A 26,556-nucleotide genomic window follows, 5' to 3' on the forward strand; every position below is an offset into this window, starting at 1 on the left:
CGCTCCGCGTCACGACCTTTAAAAGCGGACGCGGAGCGTCCAGAGCGGCGTTACCACGCGGAGCGTGGGAACGATCGGTTACTGTTTTTCCGACTTACCGTCATAACGCTTACGCCATTCGGCCAGGATGCTGTCACGGTTCCTGGAAGCCCAGACAAAGTCGTTCTTGATCAACCGTTGCTCATAGTCCGCCGGCAATTCGGTCTGCGGCTTGGCGATACCCGGTTGCGCGAGCACGGCGAAGTTTTCCTTGTACAGGTCCATCGCCGCGGTGCTGGCAGAGAAGTCGGCGAGTTTTTTCGCCGCGTCGGCATGGGCAGTGCCCTTGATCACAGCGGTGGCTTCGATCTCCCAGCCCAGGCCCTCTTTGGGCAGGATGATCTCCAGCGGCGCGCCCTGGCGTTTGAGCTGAACCGCCGGGTATTCGAAGGAAATGCCTATCGGGAACTCACCGGACGCCGCCAGCTTGCACGGCTTGGAGCCGGAGTGAACGTACTGGCCGATGTTCCGGTGCAGGTCGTCCATGTACAGCCAGCCTTGCTTCTCGCCGAAGGTCTGGAGCCAGGCGCTGACATCCAGGAAGCCGGTGCCTGAAGACGCCGGGTTAGGCATCACGATCTTGCCCTTGTATTCGGGCTTGGTCAGGTCCTGCCAGCTCACCGGTTTGGTGAGGCCCTGCTTCTCGGCTTCGACGGTGTTGAAGCAGAGGGTGGCGGCCCACACGTCCATGCCCACCCAGGCCGGAGGGTTGGCGGCGTCGCGGTAGTTTTTACCGATCTTGTCCAAGTCCTTGGGCGCGTAGTTGTCGAGCATGCCTTGCTGATCGAGGATCGCCAGGCTGGAGGCGGCCAGGCCCCACACCACGTCAGCCTGGGGGCGGTCTTTCTCCGCCAGCAGTTTGGCGGTGATGATGCCGGTGGAGTCGCGCACCCACTTGATCTCGACGTCGGGATTGGCCTGTTCGAAAGCTTTTTTGTAGGTCTTCAATTGCTCGGCTTCAAGGGCCGTGTACACGGTCAACTCGGTCTTGGCGAAGGCATTCAGACTGAATGCCGTGAGGACTGCAGCGACCAGCGCCAGGGGCTTGAACATGGAGCACCTCCTTCAGGGATGTTTATTGGCCAGGTGCGCGCTGGCGCCAGGCTTGGGAGCGGCGCAGCGCGCCACGTGAAGCCCACGCCAGCAGCAGCGAGACGCTGGCCGAGGTGAACAGGATCAGGGTCGACATGGCCGCCGCGCCGCCCACATTGCCGGCGTCGTCCATGTTCAGCACCGCGACCGCGGCGAGGATGGTGTCGGGGCTGTAGAGGAAGATCGCGGCGGAGACGGTGGTCATCGCCGAGACAAACAGGTAGCGCAGGATGTCGAGCAGCGCCGGCAGACAGATCGGCACCGTGACGCGCAGATAATGGCGGTACAACGGTGCCTTGAGGGACAACGCGGCGGCTTCGAACTCGGCGTCCAACTGGCGCAAGGCGGTGGTTGCAGTCATCTGCGCGGTGGTCAGGTAGTGCGCAATGGTGCACACCACCAGCAACGCCATGCTGCCGTACAACACATGCAACGGGTTGCCGTTGAGGTTGAAGAAGAACACGTAGCCCAGCCCCAGGACCAGGCCCGGCACGGCCATCGGCACGAAGCTGAGCATGCGCAGCGCCAGGTTGAGGTTCTTCTGGCCCTTGGTCTTTTCCATCAGGTAGGCACCGGTGAAAATCAGCACGCTGCCGATCAACGCCGTGCACAGCGCCATGGTCAGGCTGTTGCGATAGGCCAGCCAGCCGCCGCCGGCGGTGTCTTCGAATTGGTAGTGGTTGAGCGACAGCGACAGGTTGTACGGCCAGAATTTCACCAGCGAGGAGTACACCGCCATGCCGAACACCAGCAGCAACGCCGCGCAAATCAGCAGCACGACGGCCAGGTAGCACCCGTCGCGCAGCCGCGATGGCGCTGGCTGGAACACCTGGGCGCGGCCGCTCATCGCGTCGCCATGCCGACGGCGCAACCACGCATCCACGCCAAAGCTGAACAGCGCCGGCAGCAGCAACACCATGCCGATCAACGCGCCGCGACCGAACTGTTGCTGGCCCACCACCGCCTTGTAGGCTTCCAGCGCCAGCACCTGATAATCGCCGCCCACCACCACCGGTACTCCGAAGTCGGTGATGGTCAGGGTGAACACCAGGCAGAAAGCGGCGAACACCGCCTGGCGCGTGGCTGGCCAGGTAATGCTGCGAAACGCCCGTGCCGGGCTGGCGCCCATGCTCGAAGCAGCGTCAAACAAGCGTGCATCCGCCAAGGACAACGCCGACAGCAAAATCATCAAGGCATGGGGAAAGGTGTAGATCACCTCACCGAGCACAATGCCCCAGAAACCGTAGATATTCTCCGAGAACAAACCTCGCAGCAGGCCCTGGTTGCCGAACAGATAAACCAGGGCAATACCTGGCAGCATCGACGGCGCCATCAATGGCAGCAATGACAGGCCGCGCCAGATGGACTTGCCGGGGATCAGCGTGCGTTGCAGGGCATAGGCAAACAAGTAGGCCAGCGGCACGACGATGGCCGCCACGCTGAGGGAAACTTTCAGGCTATTGCCCAGCAACCAGTGAAAGTTGGCGCTGCTCAGCAGTTCGCGAGCGGCTACCAGGCCACCGCCCTGCCCGGCTTCGCTGCTGAAGCCGCGCCAGAAGATCGCCAACAGCGGCAACAGCACCGCCACCACTAACAGGCCCAGCCAGAGCCACTTGCCGCCGACCACGAAGAGGCGGTCGCCCCACTCGGCGCGGGACACCTGGCGCGGTACCGGCAATGTCATCACAGCCCCCATCTCAGGCAAACACCTGCAGGCTGCGCGGCGGCAACGCCACCCAGATGTCCTGGGCGCCCAGGCGCGGCATCGCTTCCGGCGCCAGTTCAGCCAGCAACGGATGGCCCGGCAATTGTTCCAGCTCAAAGCTCATGCGGCAGCGGTTGCCGAGAAAGGTGATCTCGCGAACCTTGGCCGGGAACAGGTTTTCTTCATGCACCGGTGGGTTGACGCAAATGGCTTCCGGGCGGCAGAACAAGCGGCCGGACTGGGCGACACCGGCGTCCTCAGCCAGGCGCATGTTCAACCCACCCACCTGAGCATGGCTGGCGCTGTTACGGCTGAACGGCAACCAGTTGCCCTGGCCGACAAACTCTGCCACGAACGGCGTGGCCGGGCGGTCGTAGATTTCCTGGGGCGTGGCGTACTGCTCGACCTTGCCGTTGTTCATCACGGCGATGCGGTCGGCCATCAACATGGCTTCGTCCTGGTTGTGCGTCACCATCAAGGTGGTGATGCCCAGGCGCCGCTGCAGTTGACGCAGCTCGGTGCACAGGTGCTCACGCACGCGGGCATCGAGGGCCGACATCGGCTCATCCAACAGCAATAACGACGGCGCCGGCGCCAGTGCGCGGGCCAGGGCGACGCGCTGTTGCTGGCCGCCGGAGAGTTGGCCGGGGTACTTCTTTTCGCTGCCCACCAGGCCCACCAGCTCAAGCATCTGCGCGACCCGCTTGCGCACTTCATCGCGGCCGCTGCCGGTGAGGCCGTAGCCGATGTTCGCTTCAACGCTGAGGTTGGGAAACAACGCATAGGACTGGAACAGGATGCCGTAGTCCCGCGCCTGGGGTGGCAGCAGGGACACGTCCCGCTCGCCCAGGTAAAGCTCACCGCTGTCCTGGCGCTCCAGGCCGGCGATGCAGCGCAGCAGTGTGGTCTTGCCACAGCCGGAAGGGCCCAGCAGGCACACCAGCTCGCCGGCGGCGACGTCCAGGGAAACGTTGTCCAGCGCGGTGAAGGCGCCAAAGCGTTTCTGGATTGCGCGCACTTTCATCGGTGCGCCGGGTTGGGTCAGGGCTGTGTGCATGGTGGCACCTCATCGAACGGATGAAGGCCATGCTAGGGAGGGAATGCGTAGCTGGTGTGGCAGGAAGGCAAAACGGGGTGATAGTGGTATTGGTGGATTTGTGTAGGACTCATGATCGTTCCCACGCTCTGCGTGGGAATGTCTCTAGTGACGCTCCGCGTCACGGACGCGGAGCGTCCTGGGCGGCGTTCCCACGCGGAGCGTCGGAACGATCAGAGGGGTGACATTTCCTGAGCCAGGCCAAGGAACGCCGCCGGCAGGCGCGCTCCTTTGCGCTCCTTGAGGCAATACAGATACTCCGGAATCTGCGGTGCATTCTCGATGGTCAGCACGCGCAACTGCGGGTCATGGGGCACTTCCTGGCGGGCGATGATGCTGATGCCGATATTGCGCAGCACCGCCTCGCGAATCGACTCACGGCTGCCAATCTCCAACAACGGCCCATATCCGACGCCCGCATTCTTCAACATCTCTTCCGTCAGCCTGCGGGTAGTGGAGCCCGCTTCACGCATCAGCAAGGTATGCCCGACTAGCGCGCTCAACGTTACGTGATCGAGCTTGGCCAACGGGTGATTGCGGTGCACCGCCAGCACCAGCGGGTCGGTGCCCAGCACGCGGCGGATCAGCCGGGCGTCTTCCAGCAATTGCGATGAGGCCGCGACATCGACGCGGTAATCGTCCAGCGCCTCAAGCACCTGCTGGGAGTTGCCGATTTCCACCGACACGTCCACCTGGGGCAGGCGCTCGCGAAAGGCTTTGACCAGATCGAGGATGTAATACGGCGCCGTTGCGGCAATTCTCAGCGCACCCTGGACCTGGCCGTTGTTGCGCAGGAAAAACTCGATATCCGCTTCCTGCTGCAACAGCGCTTTGACCATCGGCAATAGCCGCGCGCCTTCGTCGCTGACGGTGAGGCGGCGGCCGCCACGGTAGAACAACTCGACGCCGTAGTGGCTTTCCAGGTTGCGAATCTGGGTGGTCACCGTGGGCTGGCTCAAGCCGAGTTTCTTCGCCGCCTGGGTAATGCTGCCCAGGCGGGCGACCATGAAAAACGCCTTTAACTCAGCACTCAGCACACCACCCTCTCATCCTCTATTTGCGCACCAGGCGCAGGCCATTGAACACCACCAGCAGGCTCACGCCCATGTCGGCGAAGACCGCCATCCACATGGTCGCCATGCCCATGAACGTGACGGCCAGGAAGATCGCCTTGATCACCAGCGCCAGGGCGATGTTCTGCTTGAGGATACTCGACGTTTGCCGCGACAACCGAATGAAAGCCGGAATCTTGCGCAAATCATCGTCCATCAGCGCCACGTCGGCGGTCTCGATAGCAGTGTCAGTGCCCGCCGCGGCCATCGCAAAGCCGATCTCGGCACGGGCCAGGGCCGGGGCGTCGTTGATGCCATCACCCACCATGCCCACCCGATGGCCCTGGCCGTAGAGGGTTTCGATGGCTTGCAGCTTGTCGGTGGGCAACAGGTCGCCCTGGGCCTGGTCGATGCCCACCTGGGCCGCAATGGCCTTGGCAGTGTGGGTGTTGTCGCCGGTGAGCATCAGGGTCTTGATGCCCAGGTCGTGCAACTGCTGAATGGCTTCGCGGCTGCTCTCCTTGACCGTGTCGGCCACGGCAAACAGCGCCAGGGGGCCGGACTTGTCCAGCAGCAGCACGACGGACTTACCTTGTTTTTCCAGGGCGAAGAGTTTTTCTTCCAACGCCTCTGAGCACAAGCCCAGATCTTCCACCAGGCGGTGGTTGCCCAGGTGATAGGTCTGGCCGTTGATGTCGCCGCGCACACCGCGCCCGGCCAGGGCCTCGAAGTTATCCACAGCGTGAGTCGACAGGTTTTTATCCACAGCCGCGTTGGCAATCGCCAGGGACACCGGGTGATCGGAACGCGATGCCAAGCTGGCCGCCAGGGCCGGCGCGCTGTCTTCGATGTTCGGGAACAGCGGCAGGTAGTCGGTTTGCACCGGTTTGCCGTGGGTGATGGTTCCGGTCTTGTCGAGGGCCAGGTAGTCGAGCTTGTAGCCGCCCTCCAGGTACACGCCGCCCTTGATCAGGATGCCTTTGCGCGCCGCTGCTGCCAGGCCGCTGACGATGGTCACCGGAGTAGAGATCACCAAGGCACAAGGGCAGGCCACCACCAGCAGCACGAGGGCGCGGTAGATCCAGTCAAACCACACGCCCGCCATGAACAGCGGCGGAATCACCGCCACACCGAGGGCAAACAGGAAGACAGCCGGGGTGTAGACCTTGGAGAAACTGTCGACAAAGCGCTGGGTCGGGGCGCGTGCGCCTTGAGCCTGTTCCACCGCGTGGATGATCCGCGCCAGCGTGGAGTTGTTGGCCGCGGCGGTGACCTTGTACTCCAGGGAACCGGCCTGGTTGATGGTGCCGGCAAACACCTTATCGCCCACGGTCTTTTCAATCGGCAGGCTTTCCCCGGTGATCGGTGCCTGGTCGATGGTGGACTGGCCGGCCGTGACTTCACCGTCGAGCCCGATGCGCTCGCCGGGTTTTACTCGGACAATCGCGCCAAGATCAATGCTCTTGACCTCTTGTTCCAGCCAGGAACCATCGGCCTGGCGTACCGTGGCCTGTTCCGGGGTCATCTGCATCAGGCCGCTGATGGCGTTGCGCGCCCGGTCCAGGGACTTGGCCTCAATCAACTCGGCCACGGTGAACAGGAACATCACCATCGCCGCTTCCGGCCACTGGCCAATCAGGATCGCGCCCGTCACCGCGATGCTCATCAAGGCATTGATATTGAGGTTGAAGTTCTTCAGGGCAATCCAGCCCTTCTTGTAGGTGGTAAGGCCGCCGCTGAGAATCGACACCAACGCCACCAGCGCGATTACCCAGGTGGGGGCCACACCAGTGAAGTGCAACACCTCTGCCCCCAGGGCACCCACGCCCGACACCGCCAGCGGCCACCAATGTTTCTTGGCGGGCGGCGCGGCAGCGGGGCTGCCTTCTTCGATAGGGTCGGCCTGCATGCCGATGGACTTGATTGCCTCAATGATCGGCGCCGTGTTCGGCAGGTCATGGGTGACGCCGAGGATGCGGTTGATCAGGTTGAATTCCAGTTGCTGCACGCCAGCGAGCTTGCCCAGCTTGTTCTGGATCAGCGTCTGCTCGGTAGGGCAATCCATGGCTTCGATGCGGAAGGTGCTCAGGCGCGAGCCGGCGGTGGGCGCTTCACTCAAGGTCACGATGGCAGGCCCGGCAGCGCCGGAGCAGCAGGAGCCGGAATGGCCGTGGTTATCCACAGGCGTGAGTTTGGCGGGCCCATGGTCATGTTTGTGATCATGGCCGTGGTCATGAGCGTGACCGTGGTCATGACCGTGATCGTGATCATGCTTGTGGTCGTGCTTGTGCGGGGTATGAATGGAGTGGCTCATCAGGTCGCGTCCGTAAAGGTGCCTGTTGCCAAGTAAAGACCCTGTAGCCACTATAGGGTCAAGCGCCCATTTGGAGATTGCTGCGATGAAGATCGGCGAACTGGCCAAACTCACCGATTGCCCGGTGGAAACCATCCGTTATTACGAGAAGGAAAACCTGCTGCCGCCCCCGGCACGCACCGACGGCAACTACCGCGTATACACCCAGGCGCATACCGAACGGCTGACCTTTATCCGCAACTGCCGCAGCCTGGACATGACCCTCGAAGAAATCCGCAGCCTGCTGGGGCTGCGCGACAGCCCCCAGGACCAGTGCGAAAGCGTGAATGCGTTGATCGACGAACATATCCATCATGTGAAAGCGCGGATCGATGGATTGTTGGCCTTGCAGGAGCAACTGCTGGACCTGCGCCAACGTTGCGGCGGTGGGAACCAGTGCGGGATCTTGCAGCAGTTGGAAGTCAGCGGCGGGATTGCGGCCAGCGAGGCCGAGCCTTCGCATGTGGGCAGAAGCCACGGCCATTAACTCAGGTGAACACCAAACCCATGTGGGAGCTGGCTTGCCTGCGATGGCGGTGGACCAGCGACATTAATGTCGCCTGACACTGCGCTATCGCAGGCAAGCCAGCTCCCACAGTTTTTCACCGAATAGGGCTTTAGATCGCCACGTCGGCCTTGATACTTGGGTCGGCGTCGTAACCCACGATTTCGAAGTCTTCGAACTTATAGTCGTAGATCGACGCAGGCTTACGCTTGATCACCAGTTCCGGCAGTTTTTTCGGCGTACGCGCCAACTGGGTCTGGATCTGTTCCATGTGGTTGCTGTAGGCGTGGGTGTCGCCCGTGGTGACGATGATCTCGTGAGGGATCAGGTCGCACTGCTGGGCCAGCATGTGGGTCAGCAACGCCAGCGCGGCAGTGTTGTACGGCAGCCCCAGGAATACGTCGGAGCTGCGGATATACAGCTGCATCGACAGATGGCCGTCATGCACGAACGCCTGGTACAGCAAATGGCACGGCGGCAGGGCTTGCTTGCCGTTACGCGCGTTTTCCTGCGGGCTCTGGGTTTCGTCCGGCAGGTATTCGACGTTCCAGCCGTGGAACAGGATGCGACGGCTGTTGGGGTTGGTCTTGAGCGTGTGCACCATGTAGTCGATCTGGTTGATCGTGCCGCCGTCCTTGGTCGGCCAGGCCGTCCACTGCTCGCCGTACACGGGGCCCAGGTCGCCGTCTTCGGTGGCCCACTCATCCCAAATCTTCACGCCATTTTCGTTGAGCCACTTGATGTTGGTGTTGCCGCTCAACATCCAGATCAGTTCGTTGGCGATGCTTTTGAAGTGCAACTTCTTGGTGGTCAGCAGCGGGAAGCCGTCGGCCAGGTTATGCCGATACTGACGCGCAAACACAGCCTTGGTACCGGTGCCCGTGCGGTCGCCCTTGGTCAGGCCATTGGTCACGACGTCCTGCAGCAGTTCGAGATATTGCTTCATGTTTTTACCCGTATCGTTGAAGCCAAGACCTCCTGGTCTTGGCATTCGAATTTAAAGCGCGGCGTTCTTCAGCGGCTGCGGGCGATTGTACGCCCACCACAGCATGCCCAGGCCCGCCAGGATCATCGGCAGGCTAAGCACCTGACCCATGGTCAGCCAGCCCCACGCCAGGTAGCCCAACTGCGCATCCGGTACCCGTACGAATTCGACGATAAAGCGGAAAATCCCGTAGAACAGCGCGAACATGCCCGACACGGCCATGGTTGGGCGTGGCTTGCGCGAGAAGATATAGAGAATAAGGAACAGCGCCACACCTTCCAATGCGAACTGGTACAGCTGCGACGGGTGGCGCGGCAGTTGCGCCGGGTCGCTGAACGGCGGGAACACCATCGCCCACGGCACGTCGGTCGGCTTGCCCCACAGCTCGGCGTTGATAAAGTTACCAATGCGCCCGGCCCCCAGGCCGATCGGCACGAAGGGGGCGACGAAGTCCATCAGCTGGAAGAACGACTTGCCATTGCGCCGGCCAAACCACCAGGCGGCGATCATCACGCCGATAAACCCGCCGTGGAACGCCATGCCGCCCTTCCATACTTCGAAGATCAGGGTCGGGTTGGCGAGATACGCAGACAGGTCGTAGAACAGCACATACCCCAGGCGCCCGCCGACGATCACGCCCATCGACATCCAGAACACCATGTCGGAGAGCTTCTCCTTGGTCCAGGTCGGGTCGAAACGGTTCAGGCGCCGGGAAGCCAGCAGCCAGGCACCGCCGATGCCGATCAGGTACATCAACCCGTACCAATGGATTTTCAGCGGACCGATGGCCAGGGCCACCGGGTCGATCTGCGGGTAAGGCAGCATTGCGACTCCTCGTTAAAACATTTAGTCATGACGCACCGGACCATGCCGATGTGCGATTAAGCCTGCGTTACAGCGGCGAGATCAAATTAAGAAGTTCACATACACGCCAAATAACCCGGCATGTTAACGGATGGAAGGTGCGCGGCCCAACTTCGTTACGATGGAACGCCTGCACGTCTGTGGGTAGAGTGGCAAAAACACAAAAGGGGTCACCCGATGTGCCTGATTGTTTTCGCCTGGCGACCGGGCCATGCCCAACCGCTGATCGTTGCGGCCAACCGCGATGAATTCTACGCCCGCCCCAGCCTGCCGCTAGCCCAGTGGGCGGATGCGCCCCAGGTCTATGCCGGTCGCGATCAGGAGGCCGGGGGCACCTGGCTGGGGATGAACGCGGATGGGCGCTTTGCCGCCTTGACCAACATCCGCGACCCGCACCAGCCACCGGCACGCAAGTCTCGCGGCGAACTGGTTGCGCGGTTTCTCAGCGGTTCGCTGCCGATCGACGATTATTTGGCCGATGTGAATGGCCGCTCGATTGAATATGCCGGGTTCAACCTGCTGGTGGGCACGCGGGATGAGCTGTGGCACTACAACGCCAATGACACCGAGGCTACGCGGTTGAAGGCTGGGGTGTACGGGTTATCCAATGCCGGGCTGGATACGCCATGGCCGAAGCTGGTGAATACCAAAGCAGCGTTCAGCGCCGTGCTGGAAAACCCCGAGCCTGAGGCACTGCTGGGAATTCTCAGCGACCCGCAGACTGCCCCGTTTGCTGAGTTGCCGGACACCGGCGTAGGCCTGGCGACCGAAAGCCTGCTGTCGAGCGTGTTTATCGCCAGCCCTAGTTATGGGACACGGGCGAGCACGGCGCTGATCGTGAATGCCGATGGGACGCGGCGGATGCTGGAGCGCAGCTTTGGCCCGCACGGGGGGCGGCTGGGTGAGGTGGACCTGATGTTTTAGCGCTGCTTGGACCACCGCTATCGCAGGCAAGCCAGCTCCCACAGGGGAATGCATTCCACAGGTGGGAGCTGGCTTGCCTGCGATGAAGGCGCCTCGGTCTTTGATCGTTCCCACGCTCTGCGTGGGAACGCCTCTTGTGACGCTCTGCGTCACGCTCTAAAAGCCGACGCGGAGCGTCCAGGGCTGCATTCCCACGCAGAGCGCGGGAACGATCTGCTAGAAGCTCGCTTCTACAGGGTTTTGGCCGAGGCCGGGTTGATCATCCGGGTCAACCCCAGGTTTTTCAGCGCCAATTGCAGCGAGCTGTGGATAACTTGCGGGTTGTCGATGGTCATCAACTCGGCGAGCAAATCCTTGGCCCTGCTCAATTCCACCTGGCGTAGCATCCACTTCACTTTCGGCAAGTTGGTGGCGTTCATCGACAGGCTGTCAAAGCCCATCGCCATCAACAGCACCGCCGCCGCCGGGTCACCGGCCATTTCGCCGCAGATACTCACCGGCTTGCCTTCGGCATGGGCGTCGCGCACCACGTGTTGCAGCGCTTGCAGCACCGCCGGGTGCAGGTAGTCGTAGAGGTCGGCCACACGTGGGTTGTTACGGTCCACGGCCAGCAGGTACTGGGTCAGGTCGTTGGAGCCTACCGACAGGAAGTCCACCTGCCGCGCCAGTTCCTTGGCCTGGTACACCGCCGCAGGGATTTCGATCATCACGCCAATCGGCGGCATCGGCACATCGGCGCCTTCGTCGCGCACTTCGCCCCAGGCGCGGTGGATCAGGTGCAGGGCTTCTTCCAGTTCATGGGTGCCGGAGATCATCGGCAGCAGGATACGCAGGTTGTTCAAGCCCTCGCTGGCCTTGAGCATGGCGCGGGTCTGGACGAGGAAGATTTCGGGATGGTCGAGGGTAACGCGGATGCCACGCCAGCCAAGGAAGGGGTTGTCTTCCTTGATCGGGAAATAGGACAGTGACTTGTCGCCGCCAATATCCAGGCTGCGCATCGTCACCGGTAACGGGTGGAAGGCTTGCAATTGCTCGCGATAAATCGCCAGCTGCTCCTTCTCGCTCGGGAAACGCTGGTTGATCATGAACGGCACTTCGGTGCGGTACAGACCCACCCCTTCGGCGCCGCGTTGTTGCGCACGAGCTACATCCGCCAGCAGGCCGGTGTTGACCAGCAGCGGTACGCGGTGGCCGTCGGGGGTGACACACGGCAGCTCGCGCAGCGAATCCAGGCCCTGGGCCAGTTGCTTCTCTTCTTCCACCACCTCGGCGTATTGCTTGCGCAGCACGTCGCTGGGGTTGGTGAACACCTCGCCGCGATGCCCGTCGACGATCATGTCGATGCCATCGACCTTGGAATACGGCAGGTCCACCAGGCCCATCACCGTCGGGATACCCATGGCCCGGGCCAGGATCGCCACGTGGGAGTTACCCGAACCCAATACCGAGACCAGGCCTACCAGCTTGCCTTCAGGCACTTCGCCAAGCTGGGTGGCGGTCAATTCTTCACTGACCAGGATGGTGTTATCGGGGAAGACCATGTTGGTGCTGCGGTCTTCCTGCAGGTACGCCAGCAGGCGGCGGCCGAGGTCGCGCACATCCGAAGCCCGCTCACGCAGGTAGGCGTCGTCCATCATTTCGAAACGGTTGACGTGATCGGTGACCACCTGGCGCAACGCGCCCTGGGCCCACTGGCCGGTCTTGATCACGGTCTTGACTTCGTTACCCAGGGACGCGTCGTCGAGCATCATCTGGTACACGTCGAACAGCGCGCGCTCTTCGGGGCGCAGCTGGGTAGCCAGCTTGTTCGACAGGTTGCGCATGTCGGCGCGCACGCCTTCCAGGGCAGTCTTGAACAGTTTAATTTCGGCTTCGATGTCGTGGACGGTCTTGTCCGGCACCACATCGAGATCGGCCGGCGGCAGCATGACCACCGCCGTACCCACCGCTGCGCCCGGTGAACCGGGGACGCCGACGAACTTGGCTTCCTGGATACCCTTGCCCTGGCGCCCAAGGCCGCGGATCGAGCCGGTGGCTTCGGCGTGGGCGATAACCCCAGCCAGCTGCGCGCTCATGGTCACGAGGAAGGCTTCTTCACCTTCATCGAACTGGCGGCGTTCTTTTTGCTGAATGACCAACACGCCGACAACGCGGCGGTGGTGGATGATCGGCGCACCGAGGAACGAGGCGTAGCGCTCTTCACCGGTTTCGGCAAAGTAGCGATAACGCGGGTGGTCGGCCGCATTTTCGAGGTTGAGGGGTTCTTCACGCGTCCCCACCAGGCCCACCAGACCTTCATTGGGCGCCATGCTGACCTTGCCGATGGAGCGCTTGTTCAAGCCCTCCGTGGCCATCAGCACAAAACGGTTGGTCTCGGGGTCCAGCAGGTAAACCGAGCAGACTTGGCTGCCCATGGCTTCCTTGACGCGCAACACAATAATCCCCAACGCCGCCTTGAGATCCTTGGCGGAGTTAACTTCCTGGACGATCTTGCGCAGCGTATTGAGCATGGCTCGGGGTCGAACTCCGTCGTCAGTCGCGCGCTAAAAGGCGCGGGGCAAGCTCTTTGAGAGCGCGGCGGTAAACCTCGCGCTTGAATGTCACCACCTGGCCCAACGGGTACCAATAGCTGACCCAGCGCCAGCCATCGAACTCCGGTTTACCGGTCAAATCCATCCGCACCCGCTGCTCGTTGGAGATCAGGCGCAAAAGAAACCATTTCTGCTTCTGGCCGATGCACAGCGGTTGGCTGTGGGTACGCACCAGGCGTTGCGGCAAACGATAGCGCAACCAGCCACGGGTACAGGCCAGAATTTGCACATCTTCGCGCTCAAGGCCGACTTCTTCGTTCAACTCACGGTACAAGGCGTCTTCAGGGGTTTCGTCGGGGTTGATTCCACCTTGAGGAAACTGCCAGGCATCTTGGTTGATTCGGCGAGCCCATAGCACCTGTCCGGCATCATTCGTCAGAATAATGCCGACATTAGGACGGAAACCATCGGGGTCGATCACGGCAACAACCTCGCAAACGCATGTCGCCGCATTGTTCCACAAAGGTTGTTCCAGCGGCAACGAGGCTTCTTACCTTATGTGCACTCTTGTGAAAAGACCGTATTCTGGACGCCTTTTTACAGACTTTTCAGCGAGTAACTGCAATGCGCCTGGCTTTATTCGACTTGGACAATACCCTTCTGGGCGGTGACAGCGATCACGCCTGGGGCGATTACCTGTGTGAACGCGGGATTCTCGACGCGGTAGCCTACAAGGCCCGCAACGACGAGTTCTACCAGGACTACCTGGCCGGCCGGCTGGATAACGCCGCCTACTTGAACTTCTGCCTGGAAATCCTCGGCCGCACCGAGATGGCCCAGCTGGACGCGTGGCACAACGACTACATGCGCGACTGCATCGAGCCCATCATGCTTCCCAAGGCCGTTGAACTGCTGGCCAAGCACCGCGCCGCCGGTGACAAGCTGGTGATCATCACCGCCACCAACCGCTTCGTCACCGCGCCAATTGCCGCCCGCCTGGGCGTCGAGACTCTGATCGCCACCGAGTGCGAAATGGTGGATGGCCGTTATACCGGGCGCAGCACCGATGTGCCGTGCTTTCGCGAGGGCAAGGTGACGCGTTTGAACCGCTGGTTGGAAGAAACCGGGCATAGCCTGGAAGACAGCTACTTCTACAGCGATTCGATGAATGATTTGCCGTTGCTGGAGCAGGTGACGCACCCGGTGGCAGTGGATCCGGATCCGAATCTTCGTGCTGAGGCCCAGAAACGGGGTTGGCCGGTGATTACGCTGCGCAGCTGACAACGCTATCGCAGGCAAGCCAGCTCCCACATTTTGACCCTGTTCTCATGTTGGAATCCGGTCAAGTGTGGGAGCTGGCTTGCCTGCGATGAAGGCGACGCGGTTTCAAACAGGCTTGGCGCCCATGAGCCCTGCAATCGCCACAAACCCCACCAGGCTGACCACCGCCAGCACCAGGGTGAAATTCAGGCTCCCGCCCTCGCCCTTGCGCAGCCGATTGAGCCGCGCCACCAGCCAGAACCAGGCCAGCGCCGCCACGGTGTAGAGGATGCTGGAGCCCAAGATCCAGGTTTGCCCCAATGGCCAGCCGAGCAGGTGCACCAGCCACCAGCCGGTGAAGGGCATGCTCACCAGGCAAATCCCCATCAGCAGCCATATAAATGCCCAGGGGCGCTGCACGGTCGCGGCCGGGCCGGCGCTGCGTTTACGCCACGCCAATACGGCCAGGCCGAGGCCGCTGAGCAGCAGCAATACGGTGGCGGTGATGTGGATCACCTTGAGGGTAGTCAGCGTTTCCATGGTCTCTATTCCTTATAGGCCGCTCAGTCAGCGTAGTCGCTCAACCGAGGAACAGCTGGTAAGCCGGGTTTTCGCTTTCATCCCAGTACGGGTAACCGATTTGCGCCAGCGCGGCAGGCACCAGGTGGCGCTCGTCCGCCGGTACTTGCAAGCCCGCCACCACTCGGCCGTCAGCCGCGCCGTGGTTGCGGTAGTGGAACATCGAGATGTTCCAGCGCCCGCCGAGCTTGTGGAGAAAGTTGAACAACGCCCCCGGCCGCTCCGGAAACTCGAAACGAAACACCAGCTCGTCGCTGACTTTGGCCGCATGCCCGCCGACCATATGGCGAATGTGCAACTTGGCCAGTTCGTTCTCGGTAAGGTCCAGCACCGGGAAACCCTGGCTGGTCAAACTGGCCACCAACGCGCTGCGCGGGTCGTTCTCCGGGTGGGTCTGCACGCCGACGAAAATGTGCGCTTCGCTGCCGGAGTGGTAGCGGTAATTGAATTCGGTGATCTGGCGCTTGCCCACCGCCTCGCAGAAGGCCTTGAAGCTGCCCGGCCGCTCGGGGATGGTCACGGCGATAATGGCCTCACGACCTTCACCGAGTTCGGCGCGCTCGGCCACATGGCGCAAACGGTCGAAGTTGACGTTGGCGCCCGAGTCGATGGCGACAAAGGTCTGGCCGCTGACACCGCGGGTCTCGACGTACTTTTTGATCCCGGCCACGCCCAGCGCACCCGCCGGCTCGGTGATGGAGCGGGTGTCGTCGTAGATGTCCTTGATCGCCGCACAGATTTCATCGGTGCTGACGGTGATCACTTCATCCACATAGTCCTTGCAGATGTCGAAGGTGTGCTGGCCGATCTGCGCCACTGCCACGCCGTCGGCAAAGAGGCCGACGGTCGGCAATACCACGCGCTCGCCCGCCGCCATGGCGGCTTGCAGGCAGTTGGAATCGTCCGGCTCCACGCCGATGATCTTGATCTCCGGGCGCAGGTATTTCACGTACGCCGCAATCCCGGCGATCAGACCGCCGCCGCCCACCGGTACGAAAATCGCGTCCAGAGGCCCTGGGTGCTGGCGCAGGATTTCCATCGCCACGGTGCCCTGCCCGGCAATGGTGTGCGGATCATCGTAGGGGTGGATGTACACGTAGCCTTTTTCGTCGACCAGCTTGAGCGAGTAGGCCAGGGCTTCCGGGAAGGAATCACCGTGCAGCACCACTTTGCCGCCACGGGAGCGCACGCCTTCGACCTTGATCTCCGGGGTGGTCTTGGGCATCACGATGGTGGCCTTGACCCCCAGCACCTTGGCCGCCAGGGCCAGGCCCTGGGCATGGTTGCCGGCCGACGCGGTGACGACGCCGCGCGCACGTTCTTCGGCACTGAGCTGGGTCAGCTTGTTGTAGGCGCCGCGAATCTTGAACGAGAACACCGGCTGCAAGTCTTCGCGCTTGAGCCAAATCTTGTTACCCAGCCGCTCGGAGAGCTGGCGGGCAGTCTGCAAGGGGGTTTCCACGGCGATGTCGTAAACACGCGAGGTGAGGATTTTTTTGACGTAGTGTTCAAGCATCGGCAGGCATCTACTTCACGGGTTGGGCAGGGCCAAGGAGTCTAACCCAGCGTTTGGCCGGGCGACCACACGAATCCCGAGGTTTTGTTGGGTTATACTCGCCGCCCTCGTTAATTCCCCGCCCGTTCCGGAGCCCGCATGACCCAGGATCAACTCAAACAGGCAGTGGCCCAGGCCGCTGTCGATTTAATCCTTCCTAAGCTCGACGACAAGAGCATCGTCGGTGTCGGCACCGGTTCCACCGCCAACTGCTTCATCGACGCACTGGCCCAGCACAAGGGCGCGTTCGACGGCGCCGTGGCCAGTTCCGAAGCCACCGCTGCCCGCCTCAAGGGCCATGGCATTCCGGTGTACGAGCTCAACACCGTGAGCGACCTGGAGTTCTACGTCGACGGCGCCGATGAAAGCGACGAGCACCTGAACCTGATCAAAGGCGGCGGCGCGGCCCTGACCCGCGAGAAGATTGTCGCGGCCGTGGCCAAGACCTTCATTTGCATCGCCGACGCGAGCAAGCTGGTACCCGTGCTGGGCACGTTCCCACTGCCGGTGGAAGTCATCCCCATGGCCCGCAGCCATGTGGCCCGCGAGCTGGTGAAACTGGGCGGCGACCCGGTGTACCGCGAAGGTGTGTTGACCGACAACGGCAACATCATCCTCGACGTGTTCAATATGCAGATCACCAACCCGGTGGAGCTTGAGACGCAGATCAACGCCATTGTGGGCGTGGTCACCAACGGCCTGTTCGCGGCGCGCCCGGCGGATGTATTGCTGCTGGGCACCCCGGAAGGCGTGAAAACCCTCAAGGCCTGACCCTGTGGGAGCCGGGCTTGCCCGCGATGCAGACGACTCGGCGTATCAATGGATACCGAGGCGATGCCATCGCAGGCAAGCCAGCTCCCACATGTGTTAGCGCTCGACTCTAGAGCGATGTAACAAAAACGCTACTTTTCGCAGCACTCCTCGCCAAAACCGTGCGCTCTGTCACGGCATCCCCTGCCCCGCCTGGTATCCAATCCGTTACAAATTACAGCCACGCGACCCACGCGTTTAACAATGCGCCAATTCGCAGCCGCCCATGGAATGAGGCGCGCATTGTGCAAAGGGTCTGGGCTTGAACGTCCCCCTCACCTCAAGGAAGACCTTGTGATAAAGCCCTTAGCCTTCGCCATCAGCGTTGCCGGTGCGCTGCTGTCCACGCATACCCAGGCCTACGATTACGGCCAGCACGCCAACACCACCCTGGAAAAACTGATCAACGACTACCCTGGCCGATATCGAGGCACGGCAAATTTTGCCGGGGCAGCCGACTGGATGCAGAGCCAGATGGGCACGGCCTATAGCTTCAGCCGCCAGGACTTCACCTGGAACAACGGCAGCCGGGCTTCGCAAAACGTGGTGGCCTCTGCCGCTGGTATCAAGGCCCAGTACGTGGTGATTGGCGCGCACTTCGACACTTACTTCGGCCGCCCGACCCTGCAAGGCCTGGATGACAACGGCTCCGGCGCCAGCGTGTTGACCGAGGTGGCGAAGAACCTCGGCGGCCTGTCACTGGAAAATGGCCTGCAAATCGTTGGCTTCGGCGCCGAAGAAGAAGGCCTGCGCGGCTCCCGTGCCTTTGTCGACTCACTCAGCGCCAGCCAGCGCGCCAACATGCTCGCGATGATCAACCTCGACAGCCTGATCACCGGCGACATGATGTATGCCCACGCCGGCCAGAACAGCACCGCCAACCCGGCCTTGGCCTCCTTGCGCGAGCACGCCTTCCAGATCGCCAAGGAGTTGAACATTCCCTTGTTCAGCAACCCCGGCCTCGACCCGCAGTACCCGAAGGGCACGGGCTGCTGCAGCGATGGTGAAGCGTTCGAACCGCTGAATATCCCGATCCTTTATATAGAGGCCACCAACTGGGAACTGGGCGACCTGGACGGCTACACCCAGACCGACAACCCGAAAATCCCCGGCGGCTCGACCTGGCACGACCCGAACGAAGACAACAAAGCCGTGCTGACCGATGCGTTCGGCCAGGCGCGCATCGACCAGCGCCTGCGTGACTATTCACGCCTGCTCAGCCGCCTGGTGCTGGAACTGACCAACGCCGACCTGATGGCCTCGACCGCTTCTGGCGGTGCCGTTGCGCGCAATATGCAAGACAACCTGCAGCGCCAGCATCAGGCCCTGGTGCGCCTGCATGATCGCCGCTGGCTGACCCTGCAAGCGGCCAGCCGCGAGGTCGCAAGCTTCGATGGCGAGATCGGGGTGGATGGCGAATACAACCCGGACAGCGGCTTCGACAGTGCCCCCAACCCCGAAGCCCGGCGCGTGGGCCTGCATGCCCTCGGCGACTACCAACTGACTTCAAGCTTGAATATCGGCGCCAGCCTCAGCTACCTCAATGGGCGCGACAAATTGGAGCATCGCGGCAAGCTCGACAGCGACACCTGGCAGGCAGCCGTCTATGCGCTGCTCAACGATGGCGGGCCAAGCTGGCTGGCCGGTGACCTGAGCGTGGGCCACACGCGCTTCGACTCCAAGCGCAACCTGGTCATCCAGGCCAATGGCGGGCCGATCCTGCTCAATCAGCAACTGACGGGCGACACCGATGCCTTGGCGTTGGGCGCACGGGTGCTGGGTGGCTATGACTTTGATTTTGGCGCGATCAAGAGCGGGCCGTTCGCCGGCCTGGACTACAGCCATTACCGCATCGACAAGTTCCACGAAAAGCAGAACCTGCGCACGGCCCTGGAGTACGAAGAGCAGTCTTTCGACTCGCTGGAAGCCAGCCTCGGCTGGCGCGTGCGCGGCGCTGTTGCCCTGCCCTATGGCCTGAACCTGATGCCCTACGGCGACATCGCCTGGGTCAAGGAATTGGCCGACGGCCGCCTGGACGACCTGCAACTCACCGCACGCGCCGATGGCCAGGCCCGCACCGCCAGGCTGGGCTCAGTGGATAAAAGCTTCGCTCGCGCACAACTCGGCAGCCAACTGGCGATCACCCCACAGTTGGGCGTGTTTGCCGAGGTCAATGGCCGCCTAGGGCATGCTGAAGGCAGCCAGACCGGTTATTCGCTGGGCGTGCAATGGATGTTCTGATCAGGGTTTCTTGAACACGTAAAACAGGTTGGGCTCGCTGACCATGTACAGCGTGCCGTCGTCATCCATGGCGATCCCTTCGGCCTGGGGCACGCGCTTGCTCAGCCCATGGCGCCCTTTAAGCAACGACAGACTGCTTAGAGGGCGACCATCAATATCCAGCTCCAAGACCAGGAACGACTCATCCGACAGCGCCAACAGATGGCCACTGCGCTCGTCGTATTGCAGGCTCGACAGGTCGCGCACAAACAGCCCGGCATCGCGCTTGGGGTTGTTTATCACATGTACCGAATAGGTTTTTTCCGGCTTGAAATGGGGAAACCCGTGCACCTCGTAGATCAGCATGGGGTCGCGTTCCTTGGCCACGAACAAGCGCTTGCCCACCGAGTCGTAGGCCAACCCTTCAAAGCCTTTGTTGCCGCCAACGTGCACGCCCAGGGTCATTTGCTCCGCATCGGCGGCGTCGAGGAACGTGGTGTCATCGTCCACATGCACTTTGATCAAGCGCTGCTGGCGCTCATCGCTGATGACGTAGATGTTGTCGCTGATAAATTCCACCGCTTCGGCATCGCCAAAGCCCACCAGCGGAATGCGCCGCAGGATCTTGCCCTCCAGCGACAACTCGACCAGTTCGGCGTTTTTATTGGTGACAGTAAACAGGCTTTTGCGCACGGGGTCGTAGGTCAGGGCCGAGACATCGTCGTCGAGCCCTTCGATCACCTGGCCTTCGAGGGTGACGCGATAATCCGCCAGGCCAATCGCGCGCTCATCCGCAGGCTGGTACCACACCTGCCAGTTGAACCAGGCGCGTTCGAACAGACGGAACTGCTGTGCCACCAGCCCGGCAGCGACCAAGGCGAGCAACAGCAGGATAAAAACAGCAGGTTTGGGGCGGGCAAGTCGACGCATCGGGGCGGGCTCAGAGAAAAAACTGGCGAATAGATATCAAGGTCACCTGAATTTAAACTTAAACGCACCGGACTGCCTGGCGAATGCCGTTTATAAAGAAAACTCTGACGTAATTCGTCAGTTATTTCTGCTTTTCAAAGCGATAGAACAGGTTTGGCTCACTGACCATGTACAGATTGCCGCTCTCGTCCATGGTCACGCCTTCGGCACGTGGGATCGTGTCTTTCAGGCCATTGAAGCCGCCAAGCAAGGTCATGAAGCTGACTTGCTCGCCCGTTTCATCCAGTTCCAGCAGCAGGTGGGAATCGGCCGACAGCACCAGCAAATGCCCGGTACGTGGGTCGATGGACAGGGCCGACAGGTTGCGCACATCCAGTTCGGTGCTGGCCAGTTTTTGCTTGTCGCCGGTCAGCGTATTGCCATCGCTTTTCCAGGTAAACAAGGCCGGCGGACGCTCTTCGCCCAGCACCAGCTGCTGGTTGCGCTTGTCCCATGTGACGGCTTCAAAGGCTTTGTTCTGATCTTTGGACGGGCCCAGGTCATGGCTGGGGAAATCGGCCTTGTTCAGCGCCGTAGTACCGGCGTCGACCTTGACCACGGTCAGGCTGTGATCGCGTTCATCGACCACCGCCATCAAGCCGTTTTCCATCACCGCCACGCCTTCCGGATTGTTCCAACCGTTGAGCGGCATTTTGCGCAACACATCGCCTTGCAGGCTCAACTCGACCAGGAAGGGGTTCTTGCCCATCACCGAAAACAGGGTTTTGGTCTGAGGGTTGTAGGACAGGTCCGAAGCCTCATCCTTCTCCATACCGGGCAGCAACTTGGCGTCGATCACCGCGTGATAGTCGGGCAGCCACACACTCTCCCGGCGCTCAGCCGAACTCTCGAAACGCTCCAGCACCCACAGCAGACCGCGATCGTCCCAGTGCATGGCCCAGGCCACGCCATACAAAATGGCACCGGCCAAGAACACCCAGGAATACCAGCGCATGGACAAGCGGGAGCGGAGCGAGGTTTTCGAAGTGGGCAAAGGCACGACCATTGAGCGCTTTTCCGGAAAGTGAGCCGTAGGGGATAGCACAGGATTCAAGGCCCCGCGCGCAAGAGCAGGGAATTATCCGGATGGCGTGTGAAAAAAATGCAAAACGCCGGATCCTGCAGATGTACACAAACAACTGTGGGAGCGGGCTTGCCCGCGATTGAGGGCGTTCAGTCAACTATTCAGTGACTGTCACACTGCCATCGCGGGCGAGCCCGCTCCCACAGTTTAATTGCAGTTTGGCAGTGATTTAGCGCACAACGCTTTCGAAGCGATTGACACCCGCCAGCTCCAACACCACTTCATCCCCCACATTCAACGGGCCAACGCCCGCCGGGGTGCCGGTCAGGATCACGTCGCCCGCCTGCAGGGAGAAGCAACCCGCCATGTACTGAATCATCGGCACAATCGGGTTGAGCATCTGCGCGCTGTTGCCGTCCTGGCGCACTTCACCGTTGATGCTCAGGCGAATGCCGATATCGGTCACGTCTGCAAAGGTACTGCTGACCACGAAGGGGGCAATCACCGCCGCGCCATCGAAAGACTTGGCGATTTCCCACGGCAGGCCCTTGGCTTTGAGCTCGGCCTGTTTGTCGCGCAGGGTCAGGTCCAGGGCCGGGGCGAAGCCCGAGATGGCGTCCAGCACTTCTTCCCGGCTCGGCTTGGCGGACAAAGGCTTGCCGATCAACACGGCGATTTCCGCTTCGTAGTGCACCGAACCGCGTTCGGTCGGAATGGCAAAGCCGCCTTCCAACGGCACCACGCAGCTGCCCGGCTTGATGAACAGCAGCGGCTCGGTGGGCACCGGGTTGTCCAGTTCCTTGGCGTGTTCGGCGTAGTTACGCCCGATGCACACCACTTTACCCACCGGGAAGTGGATGTTGGTGCCGTCGACATACTTGTGCTGGTAGCTCATGGAACGACTCCTTCAGGTGCGATTAAACAGCGAAGATCTTGCCAGGGTTCATGATCCCGTTAGGGTCGAACACGGCTTTGACGGCCTTCATGTATTCGATTTCAACCGGTGAACGGCTGTAGGTCAGGTAATCGCGCTTGGTCATGCCCACGCCGTGCTCGGCGGAGATCGAGCCGTTGTACTTGGCGACGGTCTCGAATACCCACTTGTTCACGGTGGCGCACTTGGCAAAGAACTCGTCTTTGCTCAGGTTTTCCGGCTTGAGGATGTTCAGGTGCAGGTTGCCGTCACCGATATGGCCGAACCAGACGATTTCGAAGTCCGGGTAGTGTTCACCGACGATCGCGTCAATTTCGCTCAGGAACGCTGGCACTTTCGACACGGTCACCGAGATGTCGTTCTTGTACGGCGTCCAGTGGGAAATGGTTTCGGAGATGTACTCGCGCAGTTTCCACAGGTTGTGCAGTTGGGTTTCGCTCTGGCTCATCACGCCATCCAGCACCCAGCCCTGCTCCACGCAATGTTCGAAAGTTTCCAGAGCGTGGTTGGCGACTTCTTCGGTGGTGGCTTCAAATTCCAGCAATGCGTAGAACGGGCACTCGGTTTCGAACGGCGCCGGCACGTCGCCACGGCCAAGGACTTTGGCCAGGGCCTTGTCGGAAAAAAATTCGAAGGCGGTCAGGTCCAGCTTGCTCTGGAAGGCGTGCAGCACCGGCATGATCGAGTCGAAATCAGTCGTGCCGAGCACCATCGCCGTGAGGTTCTTTGGCGCACGGTCCAGGCGCATGGTGGCTTCGACCACAAAGCCCAGGGTGCCCTCAGCGCCGATAAACAGCTGGCGCATGTCGTAGCCGGTGGCGTTCTTGATCAGGTCGCGGTTCAGCTCCAGCACATCGCCTTTGCCGGTGACGACCTTCATGCCGGCCACCCAGTTGCGGGTCATACCGTAGCGAATCACTTTGATTCCGCCGGCATTGGTGCCGATATTGCCGCCAATCTGACTGGAACCGGACGAGGCGAAGTCCACCGGATAATACAGGCCGTTTTCTTCAGCGACGTTCTGCAGTTGCTTGGTGACCACACCCGGCTGGCACACGGCGGTGCGGTCGGTGAGGTTCACGTCGAGGATCTGGTTCATATAGTCGAACGACACCACCACTTCACCATTGGCGGCAACGGCAGCGGCCGACAGACCGGTGCGCCCGCCCGATGGCACCAGCGCCACCTTGTGCTCATTGGCCCACCGCACGATGGCCTGCACCTGCTCGGTGGTCTTGGGGAACACGATGGCGCTAGGTGCGGGAGCGAAGTGCTTGGTCCAATCCTTGCCGTAAGCCTCCAGGGAGTCGGCGTCGGTCAGCACTTTGCCGGGCTCAACCAGGGTCTTTAGCTCATCAATCAGGGCAGGATGGGTCATCGACAGAACTCTCGAACAATTCATGGTCATCCTGAGAACGCTTCACGTCGCAGGAATAGGTGTTTAGCGGGGTGCGTATGCTAGCATACCGCCCCCGCAGGACAGACCCAAAGGGCGTTTCTGCGGTGACGGCTTTCCTGCCGTCCGGGTCAGCTTGCGCTGCTCGACTCCCTGCCAATTTTCTCCGGGATACAGGTTTACGCAGATGAGCAAGACTTCTCTCGATAAGAGCAAGATCAAGTTCCTTCTTCTGGAAGGCGTCCACCCATCGGCTGTCGACGTTCTGAAAGCCGCCGGGTACACCAGCATTGAGTACATCACCAGTTCTCTGCCGGAAGCCCAGCTCAAGGAAAAGATCGCCGACGCGCACTTTATCGGCATTCGCTCCCGCACTCAGCTGACCGAAGAGATCTTCGACCACGCCAAAAAACTCGTGGCTGTCGGCTGTTTCTGCATCGGCACCAACCAGGTCGACCTCAATGCAGCGCGCGAGCGCGGCATCGCGGTGTTCAATGCACCGTACTCCAACACCCGTTCCGTAGCGGAGCTGGTGCTGGCCGAGGCCATCCTGCTGCTGCGCGGTATCCCTGAGAAGAACGCTTCCTGCCACCGTGGCGGCTGGATCAAGAGCGCGGCCAACTCCTTCGAAATCCGCGGCAAGAAGCTGGGTATCGTCGGCTACGGCTCGATCGGCACGCAACTGTCGGTGTTGGCTGAAGGCCTGGGCATGCAGGTGTTCTTCTACGACACCCTCACCAAGCTGCCATTGGGCAACGCCACCCAAGTGGCCAGCCTGACCGAGCTGCTGGGCATGTCCGACATCGTCACCCTGCACGTTCCGGAAACGGCCGAGACTCAGTGGATGATCGGTGAGAAGGAAATCCGCGCGATCAAGAAAGGCGGGATCCTGATCAACGCCGCTCGCGGCACCGTGGTCGAGCTGGATGCCCTGGCCGACGCGATCAAGGACAAGCACCTGATCGGCGCTGCCATCGACGTGTTCCCGGTGGAGCCACGCTCCAACGATGACATCTTCGAAAGCCCGCTGCGTGGCCTGGACAACGTGATCCTGACCCCGCACATCGGCGGCTCCACCGCTGAAGCCCAAGCCAACATCGGCCTGGAAGTCTCGGAAAAACTGGTCAAGTACAGCGACAACGGTACCTCGGTATCGTCGGTCAACTTCCCGGAAGTGGCCCTGCCGGCTCACCCGGGCAAGCACCGTCTGCTGCACATCCACCAGAACATCCCTGGCGTGATGATGGAGATCAACAAGGTCTTCGCGGAAAACGGCATCAACATCTCCGGTCAGTTCCTGCAGACCAACGAGAAGGTCGGCTACGTGGTGATCGACGTCGACGCCGAGTACTCGGACCTGGCGCAAGAGAAGCTGCAGCACATCAACGGCACTATTCGTAGCCGCGTGTTGTTCTAGTAGGAGCGAGCTTGCTCGCGAAGAACGTCAACGATGACGCGTTTAAGCTGTTTAAACGCGGTGCCCTTGGGATTTTCGCGAGCAAGCTCGCTCCTACAAATAAAAACGGGAGCCCCGCAAAGGGCTCCCGTTTTTTTATTTGACGTTAACAGTGATCACTTTCGATGCAACAGTGGGCTCAAACTGGCGATGCACGTTGTCGCCGGCCACCAGTTGCAGGGTGTGCTTGCCTGGCGTCAGGGTCAGCTCGGTTTCGGTCTGCGCCTTGCCGAAGTGAATCGAGGTAGGCGTTGCCGGGATCGCCTCATTGGCGTTGAGCGACTCCACCTTCTGGTCTACCAACAGGTGGTGGTGCCCGGCGTTAGGCACTTGCTTGTCGATCGGTTCCAGGTCCAGCTTCTTGACGCCGAATTTGACGGTGAAGGTTTTATCAACGGTGGCGCCATCTTTCGGCGAGACGATGAACACTTCGGCACCTTCAGGCGCAGGCGTACGAGGAAGGTCTGCGGCACTGGCCAACATCGAGGTACCCAGCAAAAGGCTGGCAATCGTTGCACGGGACAAAAGGGCTTTCATTCGCTTCTCCAGTTTTTCTGTGAAATCTGTAGGGTTATGACAACTTCGCGATAAATTGCGGTCCAAGGCACCCGACACCATAACAAAACGTTGCTGAACGGCGCCTCGCCTGTACGAATTCTTTAGGAGTGACCATGCGCTTTTCGCCTGGCCTGTTGCTGTTGCTTCCTCTTCTGAGCCCCTTGGCTCATGCCGAACTGATTGACGACGTCAACGATCGCGGTGAACTGCGCATCGCCCTGGAAGCCGATACTCCGCCGTACAATTTCAAAGAGGGCGACAAACTCGCCGGCTTTGAAGTGGAGCTGGGTGAACTGCTGGCCAAGGAAATGGAGGTGCGCTCCTCGTTTATCACCACCGATAACGCGGACCTGCTTTCCGGCGTGGAAACCGGCAAGTACGACGTGGCCATTAACCATATGGCTATGACTGCCGAGCTTGAGGATCGTTTCGATTTCAGTGAGCCTTATCACCAGAAGCCGACATTGGCGATCCCGTTCCAGAAGGGCAACCCGGCGTTCAAGACCAGTTTGAACGGGGCGTTGAAGCGGGTTAAGGACGATGGCCGGTTGAAGGCGCTGTCGCAGAAATGGCTCAAGGCGCAATAAATGTGGGAGCTGGCTTGCCTGCGATAGCGGTGTATCAGCACCTTATGTGTAACTGACAGACC

At 61.1% G+C, this 26,556-nt stretch carries 23 protein-coding genes and 1 pseudogene; 8 read left to right on the forward strand and 16 right to left on the reverse strand.

Going from position 1 to position 26,556, the window contains the following annotated elements:
* Nucleotides 1-78: 78 nt before the first annotated feature.
* The 5 genes from BT204_RS01265 to BT204_RS01285 all read right to left on the reverse strand — a co-directional run bounded on the left by BT204_RS01265 (nt 79) and on the right by BT204_RS01285 (nt 7,298).
* Nucleotides 79-1,092 (reverse strand): putative 2-aminoethylphosphonate ABC transporter substrate-binding protein, encoded by a 1,014-nt coding sequence (locus BT204_RS01265; RefSeq protein WP_057976441.1) that lies wholly within the window; start codon nt 1,090-1,092, stop codon nt 79-81.
* Between the two features lie 22 nt (nt 1,093-1,114).
* On the reverse strand, nt 1,115-2,827 hold the full coding sequence (locus BT204_RS01270; protein WP_054898685.1) for a putative 2-aminoethylphosphonate ABC transporter permease subunit: 1,713 nt from the start codon (nt 2,825-2,827) through the stop codon (nt 1,115-1,117).
* 1 nt (nt 2,828) lies between these two features.
* Nucleotides 2,829-3,893, reverse strand: coding sequence for a putative 2-aminoethylphosphonate ABC transporter ATP-binding protein (locus tag BT204_RS01275; protein ID WP_003195180.1), 1,065 nt, complete (start codon nt 3,891-3,893; stop codon nt 2,829-2,831).
* 212 nt (nt 3,894-4,105) lie between these two features.
* Nucleotides 4,106-4,969, reverse strand: a complete 864-nt coding sequence (locus tag BT204_RS01280; RefSeq protein WP_034128973.1) for a LysR family transcriptional regulator — start codon at nt 4,967-4,969, stop codon at nt 4,106-4,108.
* Between the two features lie 16 nt (nt 4,970-4,985).
* A complete protein-coding gene (locus BT204_RS01285) occupies nt 4,986-7,298 on the reverse strand; it encodes a heavy metal translocating P-type ATPase (protein WP_072445601.1) in 2,313 nt (770 codons plus the stop codon).
* An 85-nt stretch (nt 7,299-7,383) separates the two neighbouring features.
* On the opposite strand from BT204_RS01285, the gene cadR reads away from it, so the two are divergent.
* Nucleotides 7,384-7,824 (forward strand): Cd(II)/Pb(II)-responsive transcriptional regulator, encoded by a 441-nt coding sequence (gene cadR, locus BT204_RS01290; RefSeq protein WP_003195185.1) that lies wholly within the window; start codon nt 7,384-7,386, stop codon nt 7,822-7,824.
* Between the two features lie 130 nt (nt 7,825-7,954).
* Here the strand turns inward: cadR and BT204_RS01295 are convergent, their stop codons facing one another.
* Entirely contained in the window at nt 7,955-8,788 is an 834-nt protein-coding gene (locus BT204_RS01295) for a thymidylate synthase (protein ID WP_014720362.1), read from the reverse strand.
* A 51-nt stretch (nt 8,789-8,839) separates the two neighbouring features.
* Entirely contained in the window at nt 8,840-9,652 is an 813-nt protein-coding gene (gene lgt / locus BT204_RS01300) for a prolipoprotein diacylglyceryl transferase (RefSeq protein WP_003195189.1), read from the reverse strand.
* Between the two features lie 216 nt (nt 9,653-9,868).
* Here lgt and BT204_RS01305 point away from each other — a divergent pair, with 216 nt between their 5' ends.
* Nucleotides 9,869-10,615 carry an NRDE family protein gene (locus BT204_RS01305; protein ID WP_072445602.1) on the forward strand — a complete coding sequence of 249 codons (747 nt, stop codon included), beginning with the start codon at nt 9,869-9,871 and terminating at the stop codon, nt 10,613-10,615.
* Between the two features lie 230 nt (nt 10,616-10,845).
* Here the strand turns inward: BT204_RS01305 and ptsP are convergent, their stop codons facing one another.
* Together ptsP and BT204_RS01315 are read right to left on the reverse strand one after the other, a co-directional pair.
* Nucleotides 10,846-13,125, reverse strand: coding sequence for a phosphoenolpyruvate--protein phosphotransferase (gene ptsP / locus BT204_RS01310; RefSeq protein WP_072445603.1), 2,280 nt, complete (start codon nt 13,123-13,125; stop codon nt 10,846-10,848).
* A 22-nt stretch (nt 13,126-13,147) separates the two neighbouring features.
* Complete coding sequence (locus tag BT204_RS01315) at nt 13,148-13,627, reverse strand: RNA pyrophosphohydrolase (RefSeq protein WP_003176750.1); 480 nt, start codon at nt 13,625-13,627, stop codon at nt 13,148-13,150.
* A gap of 143 nt (nt 13,628-13,770) precedes the next feature.
* Between BT204_RS01315 and BT204_RS01320 the strand changes: the two genes are divergently transcribed.
* The gene (locus BT204_RS01320; protein ID WP_054895972.1) at nt 13,771-14,427 is read left to right on the forward strand and encodes a histidinol-phosphatase; all 657 of its coding nucleotides are present in this window, start codon (nt 13,771-13,773) and stop codon (nt 14,425-14,427) included.
* 105 nt (nt 14,428-14,532) lie between these two features.
* On the opposite strand, the gene BT204_RS01325 is transcribed toward BT204_RS01320, so the two are convergent.
* Both BT204_RS01325 and ilvA read right to left on the reverse strand, forming a co-directional pair.
* Nucleotides 14,533-14,946: a DUF2269 family protein gene (locus BT204_RS01325; RefSeq protein WP_054917042.1), complete on the reverse strand. Its 414-nt coding sequence runs from the start codon at nt 14,944-14,946 to the stop codon at nt 14,533-14,535.
* 40 nt (nt 14,947-14,986) lie between these two features.
* On the reverse strand, nt 14,987-16,501 hold the full coding sequence (ilvA, locus tag BT204_RS01330; protein ID WP_034128978.1) for a threonine ammonia-lyase, biosynthetic: 1,515 nt from the start codon (nt 16,499-16,501) through the stop codon (nt 14,987-14,989).
* A 138-nt stretch (nt 16,502-16,639) separates the two neighbouring features.
* Here ilvA and rpiA point away from each other — a divergent pair, with 138 nt between their 5' ends.
* Complete coding sequence (gene rpiA, locus BT204_RS01335) at nt 16,640-17,311, forward strand: ribose-5-phosphate isomerase RpiA (RefSeq protein ID WP_003195201.1); 672 nt, start codon at nt 16,640-16,642, stop codon at nt 17,309-17,311.
* A gap of 333 nt (nt 17,312-17,644) precedes the next feature.
* A complete protein-coding gene (locus BT204_RS01340) occupies nt 17,645-19,591 on the forward strand; it encodes an autotransporter domain-containing protein (RefSeq protein ID WP_054895973.1) in 1,947 nt (648 codons plus the stop codon).
* Here the strand turns inward: BT204_RS01340 and BT204_RS01345 are convergent, their stop codons facing one another.
* The 4 genes from BT204_RS01345 to BT204_RS01360 all read right to left on the reverse strand — a co-directional run bounded on the left by BT204_RS01345 (nt 19,592) and on the right by BT204_RS01360 (nt 23,875).
* Nucleotides 19,592-20,500, reverse strand: a complete 909-nt coding sequence (locus BT204_RS01345; protein ID WP_034128981.1) for an SdiA-regulated domain-containing protein — start codon at nt 20,498-20,500, stop codon at nt 19,592-19,594.
* A gap of 121 nt (nt 20,501-20,621) precedes the next feature.
* On the reverse strand, nt 20,622-21,545 hold the full coding sequence (locus tag BT204_RS01350; protein ID WP_034128982.1) for an SdiA-regulated domain-containing protein: 924 nt from the start codon (nt 21,543-21,545) through the stop codon (nt 20,622-20,624).
* Between the two features lie 247 nt (nt 21,546-21,792).
* Nucleotides 21,793-22,458, reverse strand: a complete 666-nt coding sequence (locus BT204_RS01355; RefSeq protein WP_034128983.1) for a fumarylacetoacetate hydrolase family protein — start codon at nt 22,456-22,458, stop codon at nt 21,793-21,795.
* A gap of 22 nt (nt 22,459-22,480) precedes the next feature.
* Nucleotides 22,481-23,875, reverse strand: coding sequence for an FAD-binding oxidoreductase (locus tag BT204_RS01360; RefSeq protein WP_005792341.1), 1,395 nt, complete (start codon nt 23,873-23,875; stop codon nt 22,481-22,483).
* Between the two features lie 205 nt (nt 23,876-24,080).
* On the opposite strand from BT204_RS01360, the gene serA reads away from it, so the two are divergent.
* On the forward strand, nt 24,081-25,310 hold the full coding sequence (serA, locus tag BT204_RS01370; RefSeq protein ID WP_003195214.1) for a phosphoglycerate dehydrogenase: 1,230 nt from the start codon (nt 24,081-24,083) through the stop codon (nt 25,308-25,310).
* Between the two features lie 11 nt (nt 25,311-25,321).
* Nucleotides 25,322-25,408, forward strand: a pseudogene (locus BT204_RS28015) (outer membrane lipoprotein carrier protein LolA); the annotation flags it as partial.
* 37 nt (nt 25,409-25,445) lie between these two features.
* Here BT204_RS28015 and BT204_RS01375 read toward each other — a convergent pair.
* Nucleotides 25,446-25,886, reverse strand: coding sequence for a DUF4399 domain-containing protein (locus BT204_RS01375; RefSeq protein ID WP_034128985.1), 441 nt, complete (start codon nt 25,884-25,886; stop codon nt 25,446-25,448).
* 134 nt (nt 25,887-26,020) lie between these two features.
* Between BT204_RS01375 and BT204_RS01380 the strand changes: the two genes are divergently transcribed.
* Entirely contained in the window at nt 26,021-26,494 is a 474-nt protein-coding gene (locus BT204_RS01380) for a transporter substrate-binding domain-containing protein (protein WP_054895975.1), read from the forward strand.
* Nucleotides 26,495-26,556: the final 62 nt, after the last annotated feature.

Source organism: Pseudomonas sp. NFPP02 (assembly GCF_900119355.1).
Lineage (GTDB): Bacteria > Pseudomonadota > Gammaproteobacteria > Pseudomonadales > Pseudomonadaceae > Aquipseudomonas > Aquipseudomonas paracarnis.